The organism is Cyclobacterium sp. (assembly GCF_014762705.1).
GTDB lineage: Bacteria > Bacteroidota > Bacteroidia > Cytophagales > Cyclobacteriaceae > Cyclobacterium.
Genome location: NZ_JABURL010000075.1, coordinates 91457 through 108548 on the forward strand (window position 1 = coordinate 91457; position 17092 = coordinate 108548).

Genomic DNA, 17092 nt, shown 5'->3' on the forward strand with positions numbered 1-17092 from the left:
TTTTGAAAAACGGATTTAAACATGACAGATAAAACAAAAGACGAAAAGGATCTGGACCTGGAACAAACAGAAACTGCTGAAAACCCTAAAAATGAGGGAGATGTGAACAAGGATGCCGATTTGGATGTTCAGGAAGGAAATGATCCGGAAGCCAAAGCACCTGAAGACAATTTGTCAAAGGAAAATCAGGAATTGAAGGACAAATATGTCAGGTTGTATTCTGAGTTTGAAAATTTCCGCAGAAGAACTGCCAAAGAAAGGCTTGACCTGGTTAATACGGCTTCTCAGGAGCTGATCCAGGAAATATTGCCTGTTATTGATGATTTTGAAAGGTCGTTTAAGGCCCAGGCAGATGCCGGAGAGGATGATCAAAAACAGGAAGGAAGCAGGTTAATTTATAACAAATTGTTGAGGGTCCTTACTTCCAAGGGATTAGAACCTATGAAGGACCTGGTAGGCAAAGACTTTGATGCAGAATACCATGAGGCAATCACGCAGATCCCTGCCCCGTCAGAAGATTTGAAAGGTAAAATTGTGGATGTGGTTGAAAAAGGCTACACGATGGGAGGTAAAGTGGTTCGATTTGCTAAAGTGGTAATTGGAAAATAAAGATTTATGGCGAAAAGAGATTATTATGAGGTGTTGGGCATAGATAAAAATGCCAGCCCGGAAGAAATAAAAAAGGCCTACAGAAAGTTGGCCCTCAAGTATCACCCGGACAAAAATCCCGGCGACCCCTCAGCGGAAGACAAGTTCAAAGAAGCAGCTGAAGCCTATGAGGTGTTGAGTAATGCGGAGAAAAAGCAAAGATATGACCAATTCGGTCACCAGGGCCTTGGAGGCAATGGTGGCTTCGGCGGAGGTGGCATGAATATGGATGACATCTTTTCCCAATTTGGAGACATTTTTGGAGGTGGAGGCTTTGACTCCTTCTTCGGAGGCGGTGGAAGAAGTTCACGAAGAACGAAGAAAGGCACCAATCTCAGGGTTAAACTCAAACTGAACCTTAGGGAATTGGCCAACGGTGTCGAAAAGAAGATCAAAGTGAAACGCCACATGATCGCCGACGGCGTTACTTTTAAAAACTGTTCTACCTGTCAGGGTAGTGGTCAGGTAAAAAAAGTAGTTAACACCATGCTGGGTCAGATGGTTTCTGCCAGTACTTGTCCTGCCTGTGAGGGAAGTGGGCAAATCGTCGACAAAAGGCCTCCAAATGCAGATTCCAGAGGGCTTGTTATCAAAGAAGAAATCATCCCTATCAATATCCCCGCCGGGGTTGCCGATGGTATGCAGTTGAGCCTTTCCAGCAAGGGAAATGAAATTCCCGGAGGAGTTCCCGGAGATCTGTTGATCCTTGTGGAAGAGATACCGGATGAAGTATTGGTAAGGGATGGCAATAATGTGGTCTATGACTTGTACCTGAGTTTTGTGGATGTGGCACTTGGCGCCTCCCTTGAGGTACCAACCATTGATGGAAAGGTCAAAATAAAAATTGAACCCGGTACTCAGGCAGGTAAAATACTGCGCTTGAAAGGAAAAGGGATAAAGGAATTAAATGGCTACGGCAGAGGCGACCAACTGATTCATGTCAATGTCTGGACTCCTAAAGAAGTAACCAGAGAGGAGAGGGAAAAGCTGGAATCGCTTAGAGATTCAGAGAACTTTAAGCCTAATCCAGGGAAATCAGAAAAAAGCATCTTTGATAAAGTCAAGGAATTCTTTTAAAAGAGATAGCCGGCTGACGGCTTTTCTTTTTTAAAAAACCTTTTGATATCCCAACCGTATTTAATCGGTATGTTTAAGGAATTGAATTTTGCCACTTGTCTGATCATTTGTCTCGTTATTTCCTCCGAAGCGCAAATTCTAAGGCATTTTGAGGTGAAAGAAAGGGAGGGAATCAACCTGGTTCACCTTAACTTTTCCAGCTATAAAGGGGTGTCTACCATTCAAAGAGAATACAAGGGCTTTCCATTGATTGCCGATGCAGAATTGGGAAAGGTAAATATCCTCCCCACATTCACGCACAATTATTCCGAGGGAGTGCTTTATGCCCTTATTGAGCATAAAAACGTAGAGTCTGAAAGTCTGAGCAAAAATCTCTCTTACAGACTTTTTTCCAGCGGTGATGATGATTTTGACCACAAATGGAAAGTTGGTTTGGATGCCAATTTTCTGTATGACCTGAGGCTTCATTTTGGGATTGGAAAAGCCAGGCTTGATCTGTCAAATTTGCCGGTTTCCAATTGTTTTGTAAAAACTGCCTCGGCGGATGTTTTTTTAAATTACTCCAAACAGGTACCCAATTCGGTCACTATGGACACCTTGTCGGTAGCCATAAACATGGGGTCCTTTTACGCCGATGATTTGCAAATGTCCAATGCCAGGCATTTGATGTTTGATGTCAACTATGGCTCCGTAAACTTATCCTTTGGGGATACCATGGCAGCTGCCACTACAGTAAATGCCATGGTTGGGGCCGGTGCGGTAAATATTAAGTTGCCTTCCGCAAATCTACCCTACGTGGTTAAAATTAAATCCACTGCCATGTGCAGGACCAAAGTGCCCGGCCACCTGAGGGAAATTGGCGAAAAAACATATGTCAGTAAGGGATACCAGGCAGATGCCCAAAATCTAATGACTTTCATGATAGATGTTTCTGTGGGTTCAGTATCTTTGGAATAAGAGTCCTTTCAGGGGCTTCTTTGTTTTATTTGCCTGTATTTAACATAACTAGCTATTTGGAAATATTAAGCGTCCGATCATTGAATAAGTCTTACGGGGCACATGTGGCATTGAAAGATTTCGATCTTTCTGTGGAACAGGGCCTTGTTTTTGGGCTTTTGGGCCCCAATGGGGCAGGCAAAACTACTTTTATCAGGATTGTAAATCAGATCATTGACCAGGATTCCGGGGAAATATTGATCAATGGGCAGCCGCTTAAAATGCGGCATGTAAGGAATATTGGCTATTTACCAGAAGAGAGGGGCCTGTACAAAACCATGAAAGTAAAGGAGCAGTTGCTTTACTTTGCCCGGATTAAGGGCCTGAGCAGGCAGGATGCAGTCGAAAGGATAAGCAACTGGTTGGAAAAGTTAAACCTGATCCAATGGAAAGACAATAAGATTCAGGACCTCTCCAAAGGAATGGCCCAAAAGGTGCAGTTTATAGCAACTGTTATTCACCAACCCGATCTGCTGATTTTGGATGAACCCTTTTCAGGATTTGACCCGGTAAATGCCGAAATCATAAAAAACGAAATTCTTGAACTGAAGCGGCAGGGGACCACCATTATCCTGTCTACCCATAGAATGGAATCGGTTGAATTGCTTTGTGATCATATCGCCATGATCAACAAGTCCCGGAAAATTCTGGATGGACCGGTCAAAACCATTAAGAACGAAGCCAAAACCAACCAATTTAGGGTGAAAATGACCGTTAAAGACCAGACAAATGTGCCCCCCTGGGGAGATGTGGTGGCAGGTGAAGGACATGTGGAATTTACCATAAGTCTCAACGGGCAGCAGCCCAATGCAATCCTGGCCAATCTCATGCAGTATGGAGAAATACTGGGATTCGAAGAAATTGTACCCAGTATAGAGGAAATTTTTATCCAAAAAATAAACGAGAGTGATGAAGGGTAAGATTTTTTTAGTCATCAAGAGAGAATACCTGGCCAGGGTGAAAAAGCGGTCTTTTTTACTGGCAACCATCATTACCCCATTAATTTTCCCCACCATTCTGGGATTGTTCTTGTGGATTGCCATGTCTGATGTTTCCCCTGAGTCCAGAAAATTCATAGAAGTGGTAGACGAAAACAATGCTTATTTTTTAGAAAATAATGAGTCTTTTACTTTTTCTTACGGAGGATTAAACCGCGAGGAAGCCAGGGAACTGGTGAAAGATGGGGATAGATTTGGTTTATTGTATATCCCTGAATTGAACCTGGACCAACCCACAGGAATTACCTTTTACAGCGAGGAAATTGCTCCCATATCCATGATCACAAGTCTGGAGGCGGCACTAAAAAATAAAATTGAGGAATTCAGGCTTTTCGCCTCTGGCATAGACCCAGATGTACTTTCTTCCCTTAAAACCAACATCAAAATAAGCGCCGTCATCTTAGGCGAGCCCGGTGGTGAACGTGTTTCCAACTCAGTGGTCAATTACGCTGTGGGGTTTTTGGCCGGAATCCTGATTTATACTTTTATTTTTGTGTACGGCAATCAGATCATGCAGGGAGTCATCGAAGAGAAATCCAGCAGGATCATAGAGATCCTGGTATCCTCTTTAAAACCCTTCCAGTTAATGATGGGGAAAATAATTGGAATTGGAGCTGTGGGCCTGACCCAGTTTTTGATCTGGATACTGCTGATCAGTGCCATATCCTCATTAGTGGTGGGCTATTTCGGCATGAAAATGCCCCAACAGGAATTGATGGAAATGTCCGGACAGCAGGAGCTTCTCCCTGGAGCAAGTCAGGAGGGTTTGGTAGAAATCCTGCGAATGGTGCAGGGAATTGATTTCATTCAGCTTACCCTGACTTTCCTTATATATTTTGTGGGTGGGTATTTGTTGTATGGTGCCTTTTTTGCCGCCATAGGTGCCGCAGTAGACAGTCCTTCTGATGCACAACAATTCATGTTTCCGGTAACCATTCCCTTGTTGATAGCCTATATGGGTTTGTTTATTTTTGTCCTGGATGATCCCAACAGCAATGTTTCCTTTTGGCTTTCAATTATTCCATTTACTTCTCCGGTAGCCATGATGGGCAGGGTAAGTTTTGGGGTGCCCTGGGAGCAGCTGGCCATTTCCATTGGCTTATTGGTGGCAGGATTTTTATTTACTACCTGGCTGGCGGGAAAAATTTACCGCATTGGCATTTTGGTCCATGGCTCTAAAGTGGGGTATAAGGTTTTGTGGAAATGGTTGAAGGATAATGGCTAAAGTCAATGCATGCCTTAAGCTGTTTTAATCGGGTGTATCTTATGAGCCATCAGATTGATTTCAAAGGACTCATCCAGCTATCTCATTGCTTAAATTAAAACCAAAGCCCTTCATTCAAGCCTCGAAATGGCGTCCGGCCGATTGTTTCACTCCAATTTCCCAAACTGATAATCATTTTTTATTTTTCCCGATACAATAATGAGTGTTTAATATTGTTTCTCATTATGAACTTCCTTAAGTTCGGAATCATTATTTTGCAATGAATAAAAAATTTCAAGACCTGACATCTTTGGACCTCTACCAAAACAGGGGTAAAGTGAAATGGGGCGTGTTCGCTTTTTCCGTAATCATTGGACTCGGATCCATTTATTATACCAACACCCTGGTGGAGGAACTCAAAATCCGGGAAAAGAGGCAGGTGGACCTTTATGCCGAAGCATTGGAATATGCTTCTGTCAATTCTGATAACCTGACTTTTATTTTCCAGGTGATCATTCAGGAAAATAAATCCATTCCGGTAATCACCGTTAATGCTGAGGGAGAGCCCATTGAGTATAAAAACATAAATTTCAGGAAAAACAGCACCGAAGAGGAACAAAGGCTGCAATTGCTGGAAGAGCTGGAAGCGATGAAAGCCTTGTATGATCCCATACGGCTTTCTGACGATGCTTTTATTTTTTATAGAAACTCTGACCTTCTGACCCGCCTGCAATATTATCCTTATGTGCAGCTGTCTGTTATTTTGGTGTTTGGAATACTTGCCTATGCTTTTTTCAACCAAAGTAAAGTGGCCGAGCAGAACAGGCTGTGGGCCGGCCTTACCAAAGAGACCGCCCATCAGTTGGGTACCCCGCTGGCTTCTTTGATGGCCTGGATTGATTACCTGAAAAATTCCCCTGTTTTCGATGAAAATCAGGAAGTCATCATCGAAATAGAAAAGGACATCAAAAAACTAAGCATGGTGACCGAGAGGTTTAGCAATATCGGAAGCAGCCCTGTCATCAAACCCGAAAATGTACATCAGGTGATTGGTGATGCGATCAATTACCTGAGACCCCGTATATCCAGTAAGGTATCCATTGAGCTCAACTCCCATGCAGAGTACATTTATGCCCAGATGAACCGGTCATTGTTTGAATGGGTGATCGAAAATATTTGTAAAAATGCTGTGGATGCCATGAAAGGGCAGGGAGCCATCAGGATAAATATTGTCAAAGAAAGTGAGAAATATGTCCTGATAGATATCAATGATACAGGCAAAGGGATAGAGAAAAAAATGTTTGCCAAGGTTTTCAATCCAGGATTTACCACCCGACAACGGGGATGGGGGCTCGGACTTACCCTTGCCAAACGCATTATTGAAGGCTATCACAAGGGAAGGATTTTTGTAAATGCCTCAGAGTTGGGAAAAGGGACTACTTTTAGAATTGTGTTGTTGGGCGTAAGGGACAGTAGTGAATAATCTATTAAAAAAATCATTATGAGCAGATACATCATTTGGAGCCTGTTATTCATCACCACCATGATTGCTTCATGCAATTCTAGCGCACCCCTTGGCTCAGAAGACACCAGTGATTCAAAAATTTACAATGAACCACATCGGCCTCAGTATCATTTCAGCCCCGAAGCCAACTGGATGAATGACCCAAATGGAATGGTTTTTCATGAAGGCGAATACCATTTGTTTTACCAATATTATCCGGATAGCAATGTTTGGGGCCCCATGCATTGGGGACATGCCGTTTCAAATGACCTGGTCCGCTGGGAACATTTGCCTGTGGCCATTGAACCAGATAGCCTGGGATGGATATTTTCAGGATCGGCAGTTTTTGATGCTACCAATAGCAGTGGTCTAGGATCCCCGGAAAACCCTCCTTTGGTGGCGCTTTACACCTATCATGATCCGGTTGGAGCTGAAGCGGGAAAGGATGATTATCAAACCCAGGGACTTGCTTTCAGCCTGGATAATGGCCGTACCTGGGAGAAATACCAAAACAATCCGGTTCTGGAAAACCCCGGTATCAAAGACTTTCGCGATCCGAAAGTGACCCAAATCGATCAGGAAATATGGATCATGTCCCTGGCGGTAAAGGACAAAATCAGTTTTTATTCTTCGAATAATTTGCTTGGCTGGGAGCATTTAAGTGATTTTAACCCGGACTGGGCCGCTTATGGTGGAGTTTGGGAATGCCCTGATTTGTTTCCTTTGACAACACCTGAAGGGGAGCAAAAATGGGTTTTACTGGTTAGCATCAATCCCGGAGGACCCAATGGGGGTTCAGCCACCCAGTATTTTATAGGAGATTTTGATGGAAAGCATTTTACCACCGACCAGAAGACCGTGAAATGGCTGGATTATGGAGCGGACAATTATGCAGGTGTCACCTGGTCCAATGTCCCGGCTTCTGATGGACGAAAGTTGTTTATAGGCTGGATGAGTAATTGGATGTATGCCAATGTAGTGCCTACTCAAGTCTGGCGCTCCGCCAATACCTTGCCCAGGAGTCTTGAGTTGTATTCTATCGATCAGGAATACCACCTGGCTTCCCGGCCGGTAAAGGAATTGGAAATGCTCAGGGAAGAAAGTCAGGTGATTTCCGGGCAAAACATTACACTGGAGCAGGAGCTGGTAGAACTACAGCTTCAAAGCAGTGCTGCCGATTTCAGTATTGAATTCAGCAACCCGGCCGGAGAGCGGGTAATCATTGAAAAGAAGGGAGATACATTGTTTGTGGACAGGACCGAATCGGGCCTGGTTGATTTTAACGATGGATTTCCAGCCAGGCACAGCGCAGCTGTGAATGGCCTGGGAATAGAGGAACTCCGCATTTTCCTGGACAGGTCATCCATAGAAATTTTCATCAATAATGGGGAGCTGGTGATGACGGATCTGGTTTTTCCCAGGGAAAGGTATACCCAGCTTCACCTGAAGGGATTTGAAAACGAAAATCAGCTACATTATCTAAAGTCCGTTTGGTAAAAAATCAAAGCACTGCCGCTCAGGGCAGTGCTTTGATTCAGGGTAATATCAGGATTCTCCCAGGAAAGGATACCGGTAATCTGTGGCACTGACGAAGGTTTCCTTGATGGTTCTCGGAGAAACCCAACGCAGCAAATTGATCATAGACCCGGCCTTATCGTTGGTTCCGGAAGCCCTGGAGCCTCCAAAGGGCTGTTGCCCCACTACCGCGCCGGTGGGCTTGTCGTTGATGTAGAAATTTCCAGCCGCATGGCGCAATTTGGTAGTAGCCATCTCTATGGCATAACGATCGGTGGAAAAAACGCCTCCGGTAAGCGCGTAGGGAGAAGTCTGGTCTACCAGTTCCAGGGCCTCTTCAAAATGATCCCCTTGATAGACGTAAATGGTCAATACCGGTCCGAAAATTTCCTCCACCATGGTTTTGTAAAGGGGGTCTTCTACCAAAATGACCGTGGGTTCGATAAAGTAACCCTTTGATTTATCCACATTTCCTCCCGCAATTATCTCCACATTGGGGGCTTTTTTGGCCGCAGCTATATATCCGCTTATTTTATCAAAAGCTTTCTCATCGATTACCGCATTGATAAAATTACCAAAGTCCTCGGTTCCCCCCATTTTCATGGAAGCCAGGTCCTGCAATAAATATTCTTTTACCTCTTCCCATATATTTGAGGGAATATAGGCGCGGGATGCTGCACTGCATTTTTGTCCCTGGTATTCAAAGGCTCCTCTGCTGAGTGCTGTGGCCAGGGCCTTTGGATGGGCCGATTTATGGGCAACGACAAAATCTTTTCCGCCTGTTTCGCCTACTATTCTGGGGTAGGTTTTGTACCTGGAGATATTGTTTCCTATGGTTTTCCATAAATGTTGGAAAACACCAGTAGAACCGGTAAAATGTAATCCGGCAAAGTCGGGATGAGAAAAGATCACTTCCCCTGCTTCCGGTCCATCTACATAGATCAGGTTGATTACCCCATCAGGAAGACCGGCTTCTTTAAAAACCTGCATCAATACATGGGCTGCATAAATCTGGGTATGTGCGGGCTTCCAAATGACTGTATTGCCCATCAGGGCAGGGGCTGTAGGGAGGTTTCCGGCAATGGCTGTGAAATTAAAAGGAGTAATGGCAAATATAAAGCCTTCCAGTGGTCTTTGCTCCAGCCGGTTCCAGACGCCATCTCCACTGATGGGAGGCTGCTGGGCATAGATCTCCGTCATGAATTTCACATTGAAGCGCAAAAAATCGATCAACTCGCAAGCGGCATCTATTTCCGCCTGGAAAGCATTTTTGGATTGCCCCAACATGGTTGCGGCATTGATTTTGTCCCTGTAGGGGCCTGACAACAGATCGGCGATCTTCAGAAAGATGGCAGCTCTTTGTTCCCATTGCATGTTTTCCCATGCAGGCTTGGCTCCCAAAGCCGAATTGATGGCTTGTGTTACATGACCCTTATCACCTTCATGAAAATTGCCCAACAGATGTTGGTGGTCATGGGGAGGATGAAGGGAAGATGTTTTACCCGTTCTTATCTCTTCACTTCCTATATACATGGGAATATCTGCTACCTGGGATCTCGCAGAAGCAATGGCGTCCTGGAGGGAGGCTCGTTCCTTTGATCCTGGTGCATAGTTCCTGACTGGTTCATTCTTTGGTTCCGGTACATTAAAAAAGCCTTTTAGCATACAATTGTGTTGTTTACCTGGTTAGTTTATTTATAACAAATATACAAATAAACAACGGCTTAGCCGAAAGGAGGGTTCACAGGATGGCTCTTAGTTCGGATAGGTGTCTGATGGTAAAGGTAGATTGTACCGGATCAGTTATTCCCCGGGGGTTATAATAAACCTGGTCGATGGCTGCATTCTTGGCACCCAATATATCGGAGTTTGGATTGTCTCCAATCATCAAACAATCATCAGGCTTGCTGCCAAGCTTTTCCAGTGCATGGACAAAAATTCTTTTGTCCGGTTTTCTGAATCCCGAGCTTTCAGAAGTCACAATTAATTTAAAATAGGGCGCCAATCCGGAATATTTTAATTTGGCGTATTGACTGTCATTGAAGCCGTTGGTGATGATGTGCAGGGCATATCCATTACTCAGGTAGTCCAGAATTTCGAAAGTATGGTCCATGACTTTGGACCTGGAAGATGTTTGGGATACAAAATCCCTCTCGAAGGTGCTGGGAATATGGTCGGTCGACAACTTTGCCCTGGAAAAAACCTTGATAAAGCGGATTTTTCGCATATCGGATTGATTTACCTTGCCCCGGTTGAACTGGTCCCAAAGTTCATAATTGGTGGTCAGAAAGGCCTCAAAAAAGGATTCAAACGTGATTTCCCCCAACTCTGCCAACCGGTGACGGGCAAATAATTCCAGCAGCGTGTCTCTGACATTGCTGTCATAATCCCATAAAGTATGGTCCAGGTCAAAAAAAATATGTTGGTACTTTTTCACGCTGATTGTTTTATTTTCTATATGGATTGTTTTGAATTTTATTTTTGGCCAGTTCCCTATTGGAGTAGAGAATTTCATAAATCTCCTGATCTCTCAACAGGTTCTGGTCTTTTTGGATGAATTTTAAAATCTGACCCAGTATTTCCTGGGCTTCTTCCAATACATAATAAAATGTCCACTGATCTTTTTTTCTACTGCCTATTAAACCCGCATGCTTTAAATATGTTACGTGCCGGCTGGTTTTAGTTTGGGTAAAATCCAGGATATGCTCCAGATCTGAAATGCACAATTCCTGGTTTTGCATCAACAAGTGCAGAATTCTCACCCTTGCTTCCTCTGAAAGGGCTTTAAATACCCGCATCCCATAATTTAAACTTATGTTTTTTAAGCGCATTTAATTAACTTTAACAAATAAAACATGTTGAAGTTAATGAATTCAGCTGTATTTCACTTATTATCGTGAAATCATTGGCTTTGTAACCAAACAGGCTTGATTTTCTCCCGTAAATGAAAAGGAAAGGCCTCCTGAAAAATAAAAGAAGTGAAAAAGTTTATCGCAATACTAGCCGTTTTTGTAGTGGGGTTTTTAGGGATTCACCAATCTGCCACAGCTCAGGATACCCCTGATCGAAAAGTAGTGCAGTTATCTGGTGTGATCCTGAATGCAGACAGTACCACTGCGATTCCAGGTGTAAATATTTACGTTCCCAAAAAGGGCCGTGGCACCAGCAGTAATCGGTTTGGGTATTTTTCCATGCCGGTAGTGGCCGGGGACAGTGTGGTTTTTTCCTACATAGGACTAAAAAGGCAGACCCTCAAAATTCCTGCGGATATAACCGAAGACAAGGTCAGCTATATCCTGACCATGATACAGGATGAAATAGCTCTTCAGGAGGTGAAAGTGATGCCTTATCCCACCGAGGAAGAATTTAAAAATGCCATTCTGGCCGTAAATGTAGATGCAGAACCACCCCTCAACAGGGGTAACCTCAGCCCGCAATTACTTTTAAAGTGGGCTGAAGAAATGCCTGCTTCGGGAAATGAGAATTTCAGGCAATTTACCAACCAGCAAACCCAACAAACCCTGGACAGGTATGGTCCAAGGCCTTTGCCGCTACTTAACCCTTTTGCCTGGGCCCAATTTATCAAATCCATAAAAAATGGAGACCTGAAAAACAGGGACTGAAATCGGGCATGGCGAAAGCGTCACACATTGATATGATTATTCTGGCGAGGTGCTCCCGACAGTAGTGACAGCTAGGTGACCGTTCAAAAAAAAGGTATAAACACATCAAATGAACTGTGTAAAGCTCCGCTTAAAATTTTTCCGCTCATCACTTTTCAGATGAGATGGTCATCATCTATTTATTTCAAATAAATCAAAAAGGTATATTTGCCGAAATAAGAAATCTAAAAACATGAAAAATTTATTTGTTCTGGCCTTCCTGATCTTGTCTCATTCAGTTTTTTCACAAGACAGTAAATCCAAAAGCCCGGAAAGACCAAAACTGGTTATTGGCATAGTAGTAGACCAAATGAGGCAGGAATATTTTTACCGCTATCAGGACAGGTTTGTGGAGGGTGGTTTCAAGCGCCTGATGAATGAGGGTTTTATGATGAAAAACGGGCATTATAACTACATCCCCACTTATACCGGCCCTGGCCACGCTTCCGTATATACAGGTACAACACCCGCTACCCATGGGATCATCGGTAATGATTGGTATGTGCGGTCTTTGGGACGAACCATTTACTGTGCAGAAGACAGTACTGTTTCCGGGGTGGCCGGTAGCCCCTCCGGTGGAGAAATTTCCCCCAGAAACTTATTGAGCAGTACCATTACGGACGAACTCATGTTCGCTACCGGAAAGCGCTCGAAAGTCGTTGGCGTTGCCATCAAAGACCGGGGAGCTGCCTTACCGGCAGGACACTTGGGTGATGCTTATTGGTATGATGCCAAAACCGGGGAATTCATGACATCTACTTATTATCATGATGCATTGCCCGATTGGGCAAAAGCCTTTAATGCCAGAAAACTTCCGGAAAAATACCTGTCTGAGACTTGGGAAACCCTCTTCCCACTGGAAAGCTACGTACAGGGAGCTCCTGATAATAATGATTTTGAATCCCCTTTTATAGGTATGGAAACGCCCACTTTCCCCTATGATTTGGCGGCATTGAAAGAAAATAATGGAGGGTTGGGCCTGATCAGCACTACTCCCTACGGTAATACCCTTACCCTGGACCTGGCCTATGCGGCACTTGAAGGAGAGCAGTTGGGCAAAAGGGGAGAAACAGACTTTTTGGCGGTAAGTTTTTCTTCTACCGATTATATCGGGCACAGGTTTGGACCTTCTTCGGTGGAGGTAGAAGACAATTACCTCAGGCTGGACAGGGAACTGGCTGATTTCTTTGATCACCTGGATAAGGAAATTGGCGAGGGCGAGTACCTGGTTTTTTTGACCGCAGATCATGGTGTAGCGGATGTGGTTAGGTACATGCAAAGTGAAAGAGTAGCCGCCGGAAGCCTGGACACCCGCTTTGTGCTGACGCAACTCCGGGGTTTCACCAATCAGCATTTTGGAGAAGGAAACTGGATTTTAAACTATTCCAATGAACAGGTATTCTTAAACCGCTCCCTGGCAGAGGAAAAAGGTTTGTCTTTCGGGGAGCTGCAAAAAGCAGTGGCGGATTTTATGTTGCGTTTTGATGGCATCAAAGAAACTTATACCGGTGAAGATCTCAGGCGACTGGAATACACTAAAGGAAGGAAAAGCCTTTTGCAGATGGGTTTCAATCACAAGTCATCGGGTGATGTGATGGTGATTTTGGAGCCCGCCTGGCTAAGCAACTCAGTAAGGGGGACCACCCATGGCACAGGTTATACTTATGATACCCATGTACCCATAGTATTTTATGGTTGGGGTATCAAGCCAGGAAGCAGCAGCCGTTATGCCACCATTACCGATATTGCACCTACCTTATCCATGTTGTTGCATACCCGATTGCCAAATGGAGCGTCCGGACAGCCTATTGGTGAGGTTCTGGATGTGGAATAATATACTTTAAACGAATTGAAAACATAAAATGCCAGACTGACCAGTCTGGCATTTTATGTTTAATCCTTTACCTGGCTTGGGTTACAGCTAGTCCCAAACAAATTCCCCCAGCTCCAAACTCCAGTCGTTGCCAAAGAACCCGGCTCCTGCAACGGCCTCGTATTCCTTTTCAAATACTTCAGCCCCTATCACCGTCAGGTCTGGAAAAGCAGTGCCGGCCAAAAAATACTGGTTGCCAAGGGCTGCCTTAAATCCCCTGAGCCCTGTACCGGCCACCACGCCCACTGAGGCTATAGCACTATCCGGGCGGGGCCGAATGAAAAGGCAGGCCCATCCATCACCTCTCCAGATCCGCTCTCCAGCCGTCATTTGACCATTCATAACCTGTACCGGACTATCGCCTAGCAAGGCATCCCAGGCGCTGTTTGTATCTGCATTGCCATAAAGAATCACGTTCCTGTCCTGGTACTTTTCCGGTGAAAATTGCTGGTCAGAGATCATTTCTATGGAACCGTTTCCGCGGTAGCCAAAAGTTTCTGCATCGTAGCGGGCTTTGTGAAAATTCCAGCCGTCTTCTTCTTTGTTGCCCCTGGTTCCATAAACAAAAACCACCTGATTTCGGAAAGCATCCTTAAAATTTCCGTTTCGATGAGGACCTTTTTCATTTTTACCGGGTAAAGAACCAATGGCCCAATTGCGGTCTTCGTTGCGTACCAGAACAATATCATTGACGGGTTGTTCTACAATCAATTGGGTTTCGTCTATTTGAAGGGAAAAGGGAAAGGAGACAGCTGCCATTTTCAGATCCAATTGCAGGACTTTTACATTTTCTGTCGTCCCTGATAGGGATGAAGCCTCCTCTGCGATTTGCAGCTTTACATGACTGGGCTGGAAGGGACGGATTTGCTGGTAAATGGTAAGCCAGTTTGAACTGGAAGAAACACCCGGACTGGCAGTAGAAAATTCCAGCTGCCGTATTTCGGCTGCTTTGGGGCGTTCATGATTTTTCAAAAAATCAAACAACGGTGGCCAGTCAGCAGAAATATTTCCAAACCAATGTCCTCCTCCCGGGTATTCGTGATAGGCAAAATCCGGGTGAAAATCAGCCAGCAACTTTTTCATTTGCCGGGCATGTGTCACAGGTACTACCTGATCGGCATCCCCATGGTGGATGTAAACGCCAAAATGCAAATAATTTCGCTGCAACAATAAGATGCGCTGAGGATTGCTGGCCCGTTGGAACATCCGTTCCATTTCCGTACTCACTTTTCTGGAATGCTCAATCCAATCATGGAGCTCCGCATAACCGGCGCAAGGACCTATGGCTGCCCAATGATCCGGATAGGTTGCCCCCAGGTACCAACTGGCATGGCCGCCCATGGAATGGCCTGTCAGGTAGATTTTTTGTGGATCCGGCTGAAAAAGTGCTTTCCCTATTTCCAATACTTCCAGGGCATCCAATCGGCCCCAGTCTTCCCAGGCAAAGCCAAAAGGTCCGCGGTTGGTTGGTGCAATCAGGTGACCCCAATCCTTTGGGGCATAGACCGCTGCCTGGCCCCTGGCTTCTACTCCCGCTCCATGGGTAGAAAAGAAAAGTGCCGGTGCCTTGCCTTCCTGCACCTTTCCGGGGCTCACCGAATAATACTGCACGCTTCCGTCCATGCTGCTGATGAAAGTACGGTCATGTTGGCTGTTGAAGGATTGGTTGTTCAGTGTAAGGCTGAGGGAGCTGATCACTTTCCCGGATTGGGCAAGGAGATTGACCTGCAGGTCTACCTCTTTCTGGGTTTGCCCCTGCAACTCACTGATCCGGAAAGGCAGCAATTTGGAAGTCAATTTTTCCAAATCCGGCACCTGGCTGATCATTTTTTCCGAACCATTGACGATACTTTCAATCTGATAGCCCCGGGCAGGTTTGCCTGTGGCATTGGTCAGCTTGATGCCGGCCCATTTGAATCCCTTTTCTTCGATCACCAAATCGGGAAGGGTCAGCTGATCAGCAGATAGCATCAGGTCCGACTCAGGGGTGTAAAGGGAAGCTTTAATCTCCGGATTTCTTCCTCCTGTCAGGTAAAATGTATTCAAACCCTTTTTGATCATTACCGGATGTTTGGTAATACCAAATCCAAAATGATCCCCTTCCCTTGGAGCGCCATTGATGTACGCCTTTCCATGTCCCGAGGCATCAAAGATCAGTATCTGGTCGGAGGGGCTTTCGTATTCCAGGTAAAGGCCTCCGGCAGCAAGGTATTCGTGTTTAAACCGGCCATTTTCATCTGCTGTTATTGGCTCCCAGCTTCCTTCCGGATGTTGCTTGTCCGCTGCAGGGATCGATTCACCTGCCAGCAAGCGGGCCACCACAGGGTCAGCAGGAAATTCGCTGCGGGCATACCGGGGATATTTAACGGGGACACCATAAGTGGTTACCCACCCTGTTTTGAAGATAATTTGATCGGAAGTGCTTTGTGCCCAGGTGCTGAAAAATAATCCGGATAACAAAATCAGAGCCGGAAAAAAGGCTGCTACTTGCTTGTGCATATTTATTGGTTAGTGGTTGAAGTGGAGCGGGTAAATGGTATTTGTTTCCTCATTTGCCTGCAATTAATCTTATTAGCTCAAAGAAAAAGGTTTTTCCCACTTTATCGGGGTTGATTGAAATAAAAAAGTTTAATTAATTGTTTAAAGGTTTTCAAAGCGAAACCTTTCAATCATTACCGGTATTTCAATTTCTTTTTGCATTTTACTACATACCTGTCTTTTGTAAATACCAATTGCTTATTGTATCTGGTATTTGGTGGGATGTAGGGTCCATTTTTACTTAACCTTACCTATTGGCAGAAAAAGATATTTTTTTCCGATATGGAATTCCAATCACATATTTTCATTTTAGACAATTCCTCAAGATACCTAAGGCAAAGGTGGGAATTAATTAAAATACCTATTCCTTCGGAGGATTGATCATGATATGGGCGCGGTGGGTGCCGGGATCCATAATCCAGGGCATGCCCGGGGCTTCCGGCTTGAGTGCCAGACCGGTACTTTCCTGGGTGGCCCAGGGGATATACACCACATAACGCAGGTAGGTGTTTTTGACCTCTCCTTGCATGGCATCATAATCTTCCGCCGCTGCAGTCAGGGCGTACAGGGTAGCGCCTTCTTTGGGCATTTTGAGCGTGCCTGCCTTCGCCTCATTCTCCCGGGTGTCAAATATTTCCTTGAAATTTTTGCCCTCCTTTTTCAGTTCCCGGCCCCGTTCCATAAAGGGCTCCAGTTCCTTGTGGTAGCAAGCCACGTTAAAACCCTCCGCCTTGGGATCATCGGCAATGCAGACCAGCTCATTGCTGCCTTCCCGCAGTACGGTCCAGTTGCCCCCCGCATCATAACCGTATACCATGGCTCCATCTCTCAAATCCTCGGGAGCGGCCAGAACGGCAGTTTTTATTTGCATGGCTGTGGAAGGGATTTGCTGAGCTTCGGCATGAAAAAAAAGCATCAGGGCAAAAAGAGGTAAACAAAGGTTTTTCATGGTCAAGTAGCGTTTGTTTATTGGTTGTCTATAAGTCTTTAATATAAGGGCAATTTTTATAAAAATGAAGAAAAAGTAAAAAAGATCGGACTGCCATATGGCTTTCCGGACAAAAATAGGGAATAAAA

Annotated in this window: 14 protein-coding genes; 9 read left to right on the forward strand and 5 right to left on the reverse strand. The window is 44.9% G+C overall.

Annotated elements, in window-relative coordinates; all coding sequences use genetic code 11:
- Positions 1 to 21: 21 nt before the first annotated feature.
- The 7 genes from HUJ21_RS14090 (at position 22) to HUJ21_RS14120 (ending at position 7924) form a co-directional block, all read left to right on the forward strand.
- The gene (locus tag HUJ21_RS14090; RefSeq protein WP_291370807.1) at positions 22 to 609 is read left to right on the forward strand and encodes a nucleotide exchange factor GrpE; all 588 of its coding nucleotides are present in this window, start codon (positions 22 to 24) and stop codon (positions 607 to 609) included.
- A gap of 6 nt (positions 610 to 615) precedes the next feature.
- On the forward strand, positions 616 to 1725 hold the full coding sequence (dnaJ, locus tag HUJ21_RS14095) for a molecular chaperone DnaJ (RefSeq protein ID WP_291370809.1): 1110 nt from the start codon (positions 616 to 618) through the stop codon (positions 1723 to 1725).
- Positions 1726 to 1794: 69 nt separating this feature from the next.
- A complete protein-coding gene (locus HUJ21_RS14100) occupies positions 1795 to 2682 on the forward strand; it encodes a hypothetical protein (RefSeq protein WP_291370811.1) in 888 nt (295 codons plus the stop codon).
- A gap of 56 nt (positions 2683 to 2738) precedes the next feature.
- Entirely contained in the window at positions 2739 to 3641 is a 903-nt protein-coding gene (locus tag HUJ21_RS14105) for an ATP-binding cassette domain-containing protein (RefSeq protein WP_291370813.1), read from the forward strand.
- Positions 3631 to 4944, forward strand: a complete 1314-nt coding sequence (locus tag HUJ21_RS14110) for an ABC transporter permease (protein ID WP_291370815.1) — start codon at positions 3631 to 3633, stop codon at positions 4942 to 4944. Before HUJ21_RS14105 ends, HUJ21_RS14110 begins: the two co-directional genes overlap by 11 nt.
- A 259-nt stretch (positions 4945 to 5203) precedes the next feature.
- Positions 5204 to 6406, forward strand: a complete 1203-nt coding sequence (locus HUJ21_RS14115; RefSeq protein WP_291370817.1) for an ATP-binding protein — start codon at positions 5204 to 5206, stop codon at positions 6404 to 6406.
- An 18-nt stretch (positions 6407 to 6424) separates the two neighbouring features.
- Positions 6425 to 7924, forward strand: coding sequence for a glycoside hydrolase family 32 protein (locus HUJ21_RS14120; protein WP_291370819.1), 1500 nt, complete (start codon positions 6425 to 6427; stop codon positions 7922 to 7924).
- A 48-nt stretch (positions 7925 to 7972) separates the two neighbouring features.
- Here HUJ21_RS14120 and pruA read toward each other — a convergent pair whose 3' ends face one another.
- From pruA to HUJ21_RS14135, 3 genes are all read right to left on the reverse strand, one after another.
- Positions 7973 to 9607, reverse strand: a complete 1635-nt coding sequence (gene pruA, locus HUJ21_RS14125; protein WP_291370821.1) for an L-glutamate gamma-semialdehyde dehydrogenase — start codon at positions 9605 to 9607, stop codon at positions 7973 to 7975.
- A gap of 76 nt (positions 9608 to 9683) precedes the next feature.
- Complete coding sequence (locus tag HUJ21_RS14130; protein WP_291370823.1) at positions 9684 to 10379, reverse strand: YjjG family noncanonical pyrimidine nucleotidase; 696 nt, start codon at positions 10377 to 10379, stop codon at positions 9684 to 9686.
- A 10-nt stretch (positions 10380 to 10389) separates the two neighbouring features.
- Positions 10390 to 10773: a metalloregulator ArsR/SmtB family transcription factor gene (locus HUJ21_RS14135; RefSeq protein WP_166142133.1), complete on the reverse strand. Its 384-nt coding sequence runs from the start codon at positions 10771 to 10773 to the stop codon at positions 10390 to 10392.
- Between the two features lie 147 nt (positions 10774 to 10920).
- Between HUJ21_RS14135 and HUJ21_RS14140 the strand changes: the two genes are divergently transcribed.
- Complete coding sequence (locus HUJ21_RS14140) at positions 10921 to 11565, forward strand: carboxypeptidase-like regulatory domain-containing protein (RefSeq protein ID WP_166142135.1); 645 nt, start codon at positions 10921 to 10923, stop codon at positions 11563 to 11565.
- 232 nt (positions 11566 to 11797) lie between these two features.
- The gene (gene pafA / locus HUJ21_RS14145) at positions 11798 to 13438 is read left to right on the forward strand and encodes an alkaline phosphatase PafA (protein ID WP_291370827.1); all 1641 of its coding nucleotides are present in this window, start codon (positions 11798 to 11800) and stop codon (positions 13436 to 13438) included.
- Between the two features lie 87 nt (positions 13439 to 13525).
- Here the strand turns inward: pafA and HUJ21_RS14150 are convergent, their stop codons facing one another.
- Positions 13526 to 15976: a prolyl oligopeptidase family serine peptidase gene (locus tag HUJ21_RS14150; protein ID WP_291370829.1), complete on the reverse strand. Its 2451-nt coding sequence runs from the start codon at positions 15974 to 15976 to the stop codon at positions 13526 to 13528.
- A 400-nt stretch (positions 15977 to 16376) separates the two neighbouring features.
- The gene (locus HUJ21_RS14155; RefSeq protein WP_291370831.1) at positions 16377 to 16964 is read right to left on the reverse strand and encodes a hypothetical protein; all 588 of its coding nucleotides are present in this window, start codon (positions 16962 to 16964) and stop codon (positions 16377 to 16379) included.
- Between the last annotated feature and the right edge of the window lie 128 nt (positions 16965 to 17092).

Excerpts from the sequence above, each read along its gene's own strand:
- pruA (WP_291370821.1), bottom strand. The coding sequence starts at position 9,607 with ATGCTAAAAGGCTTTTTTAATGTACCGGAACCAAAGAATGAACCAGTC.
- HUJ21_RS14100 (WP_291370811.1), top strand. The coding sequence starts at position 1,795 with ATGTTTAAGGAATTGAATTTTGCCACTTGTCTGATCATTTGTCTCGTT.
- HUJ21_RS14150 (WP_291370829.1), bottom strand. The coding sequence starts at position 15,976 with ATGCACAAGCAAGTAGCAGCCTTTTTTCCGGCTCTGATTTTGTTATCC.
- HUJ21_RS14115 (WP_291370817.1), top strand. The coding sequence starts at position 5,204 with ATGAATAAAAAATTTCAAGACCTGACATCTTTGGACCTCTACCAAAAC.
- HUJ21_RS14090 (WP_291370807.1), top strand. The coding sequence starts at position 22 with ATGACAGATAAAACAAAAGACGAAAAGGATCTGGACCTGGAACAAACA.
- HUJ21_RS14155 (WP_291370831.1), bottom strand. The coding sequence starts at position 16,964 with ATGAAAAACCTTTGTTTACCTCTTTTTGCCCTGATGCTTTTTTTTCAT.
- HUJ21_RS14135 (WP_166142133.1), bottom strand. The coding sequence starts at position 10,773 with ATGCGCTTAAAAAACATAAGTTTAAATTATGGGATGCGGGTATTTAAA.
- dnaJ (WP_291370809.1), top strand. The coding sequence starts at position 616 with ATGGCGAAAAGAGATTATTATGAGGTGTTGGGCATAGATAAAAATGCC.
- pafA (WP_291370827.1), top strand. The coding sequence starts at position 11,798 with ATGAAAAATTTATTTGTTCTGGCCTTCCTGATCTTGTCTCATTCAGTT.
- HUJ21_RS14120 (WP_291370819.1), top strand. The coding sequence starts at position 6,425 with ATGAGCAGATACATCATTTGGAGCCTGTTATTCATCACCACCATGATT.
- HUJ21_RS14110 (WP_291370815.1), top strand. The coding sequence starts at position 3,631 with ATGAAGGGTAAGATTTTTTTAGTCATCAAGAGAGAATACCTGGCCAGG.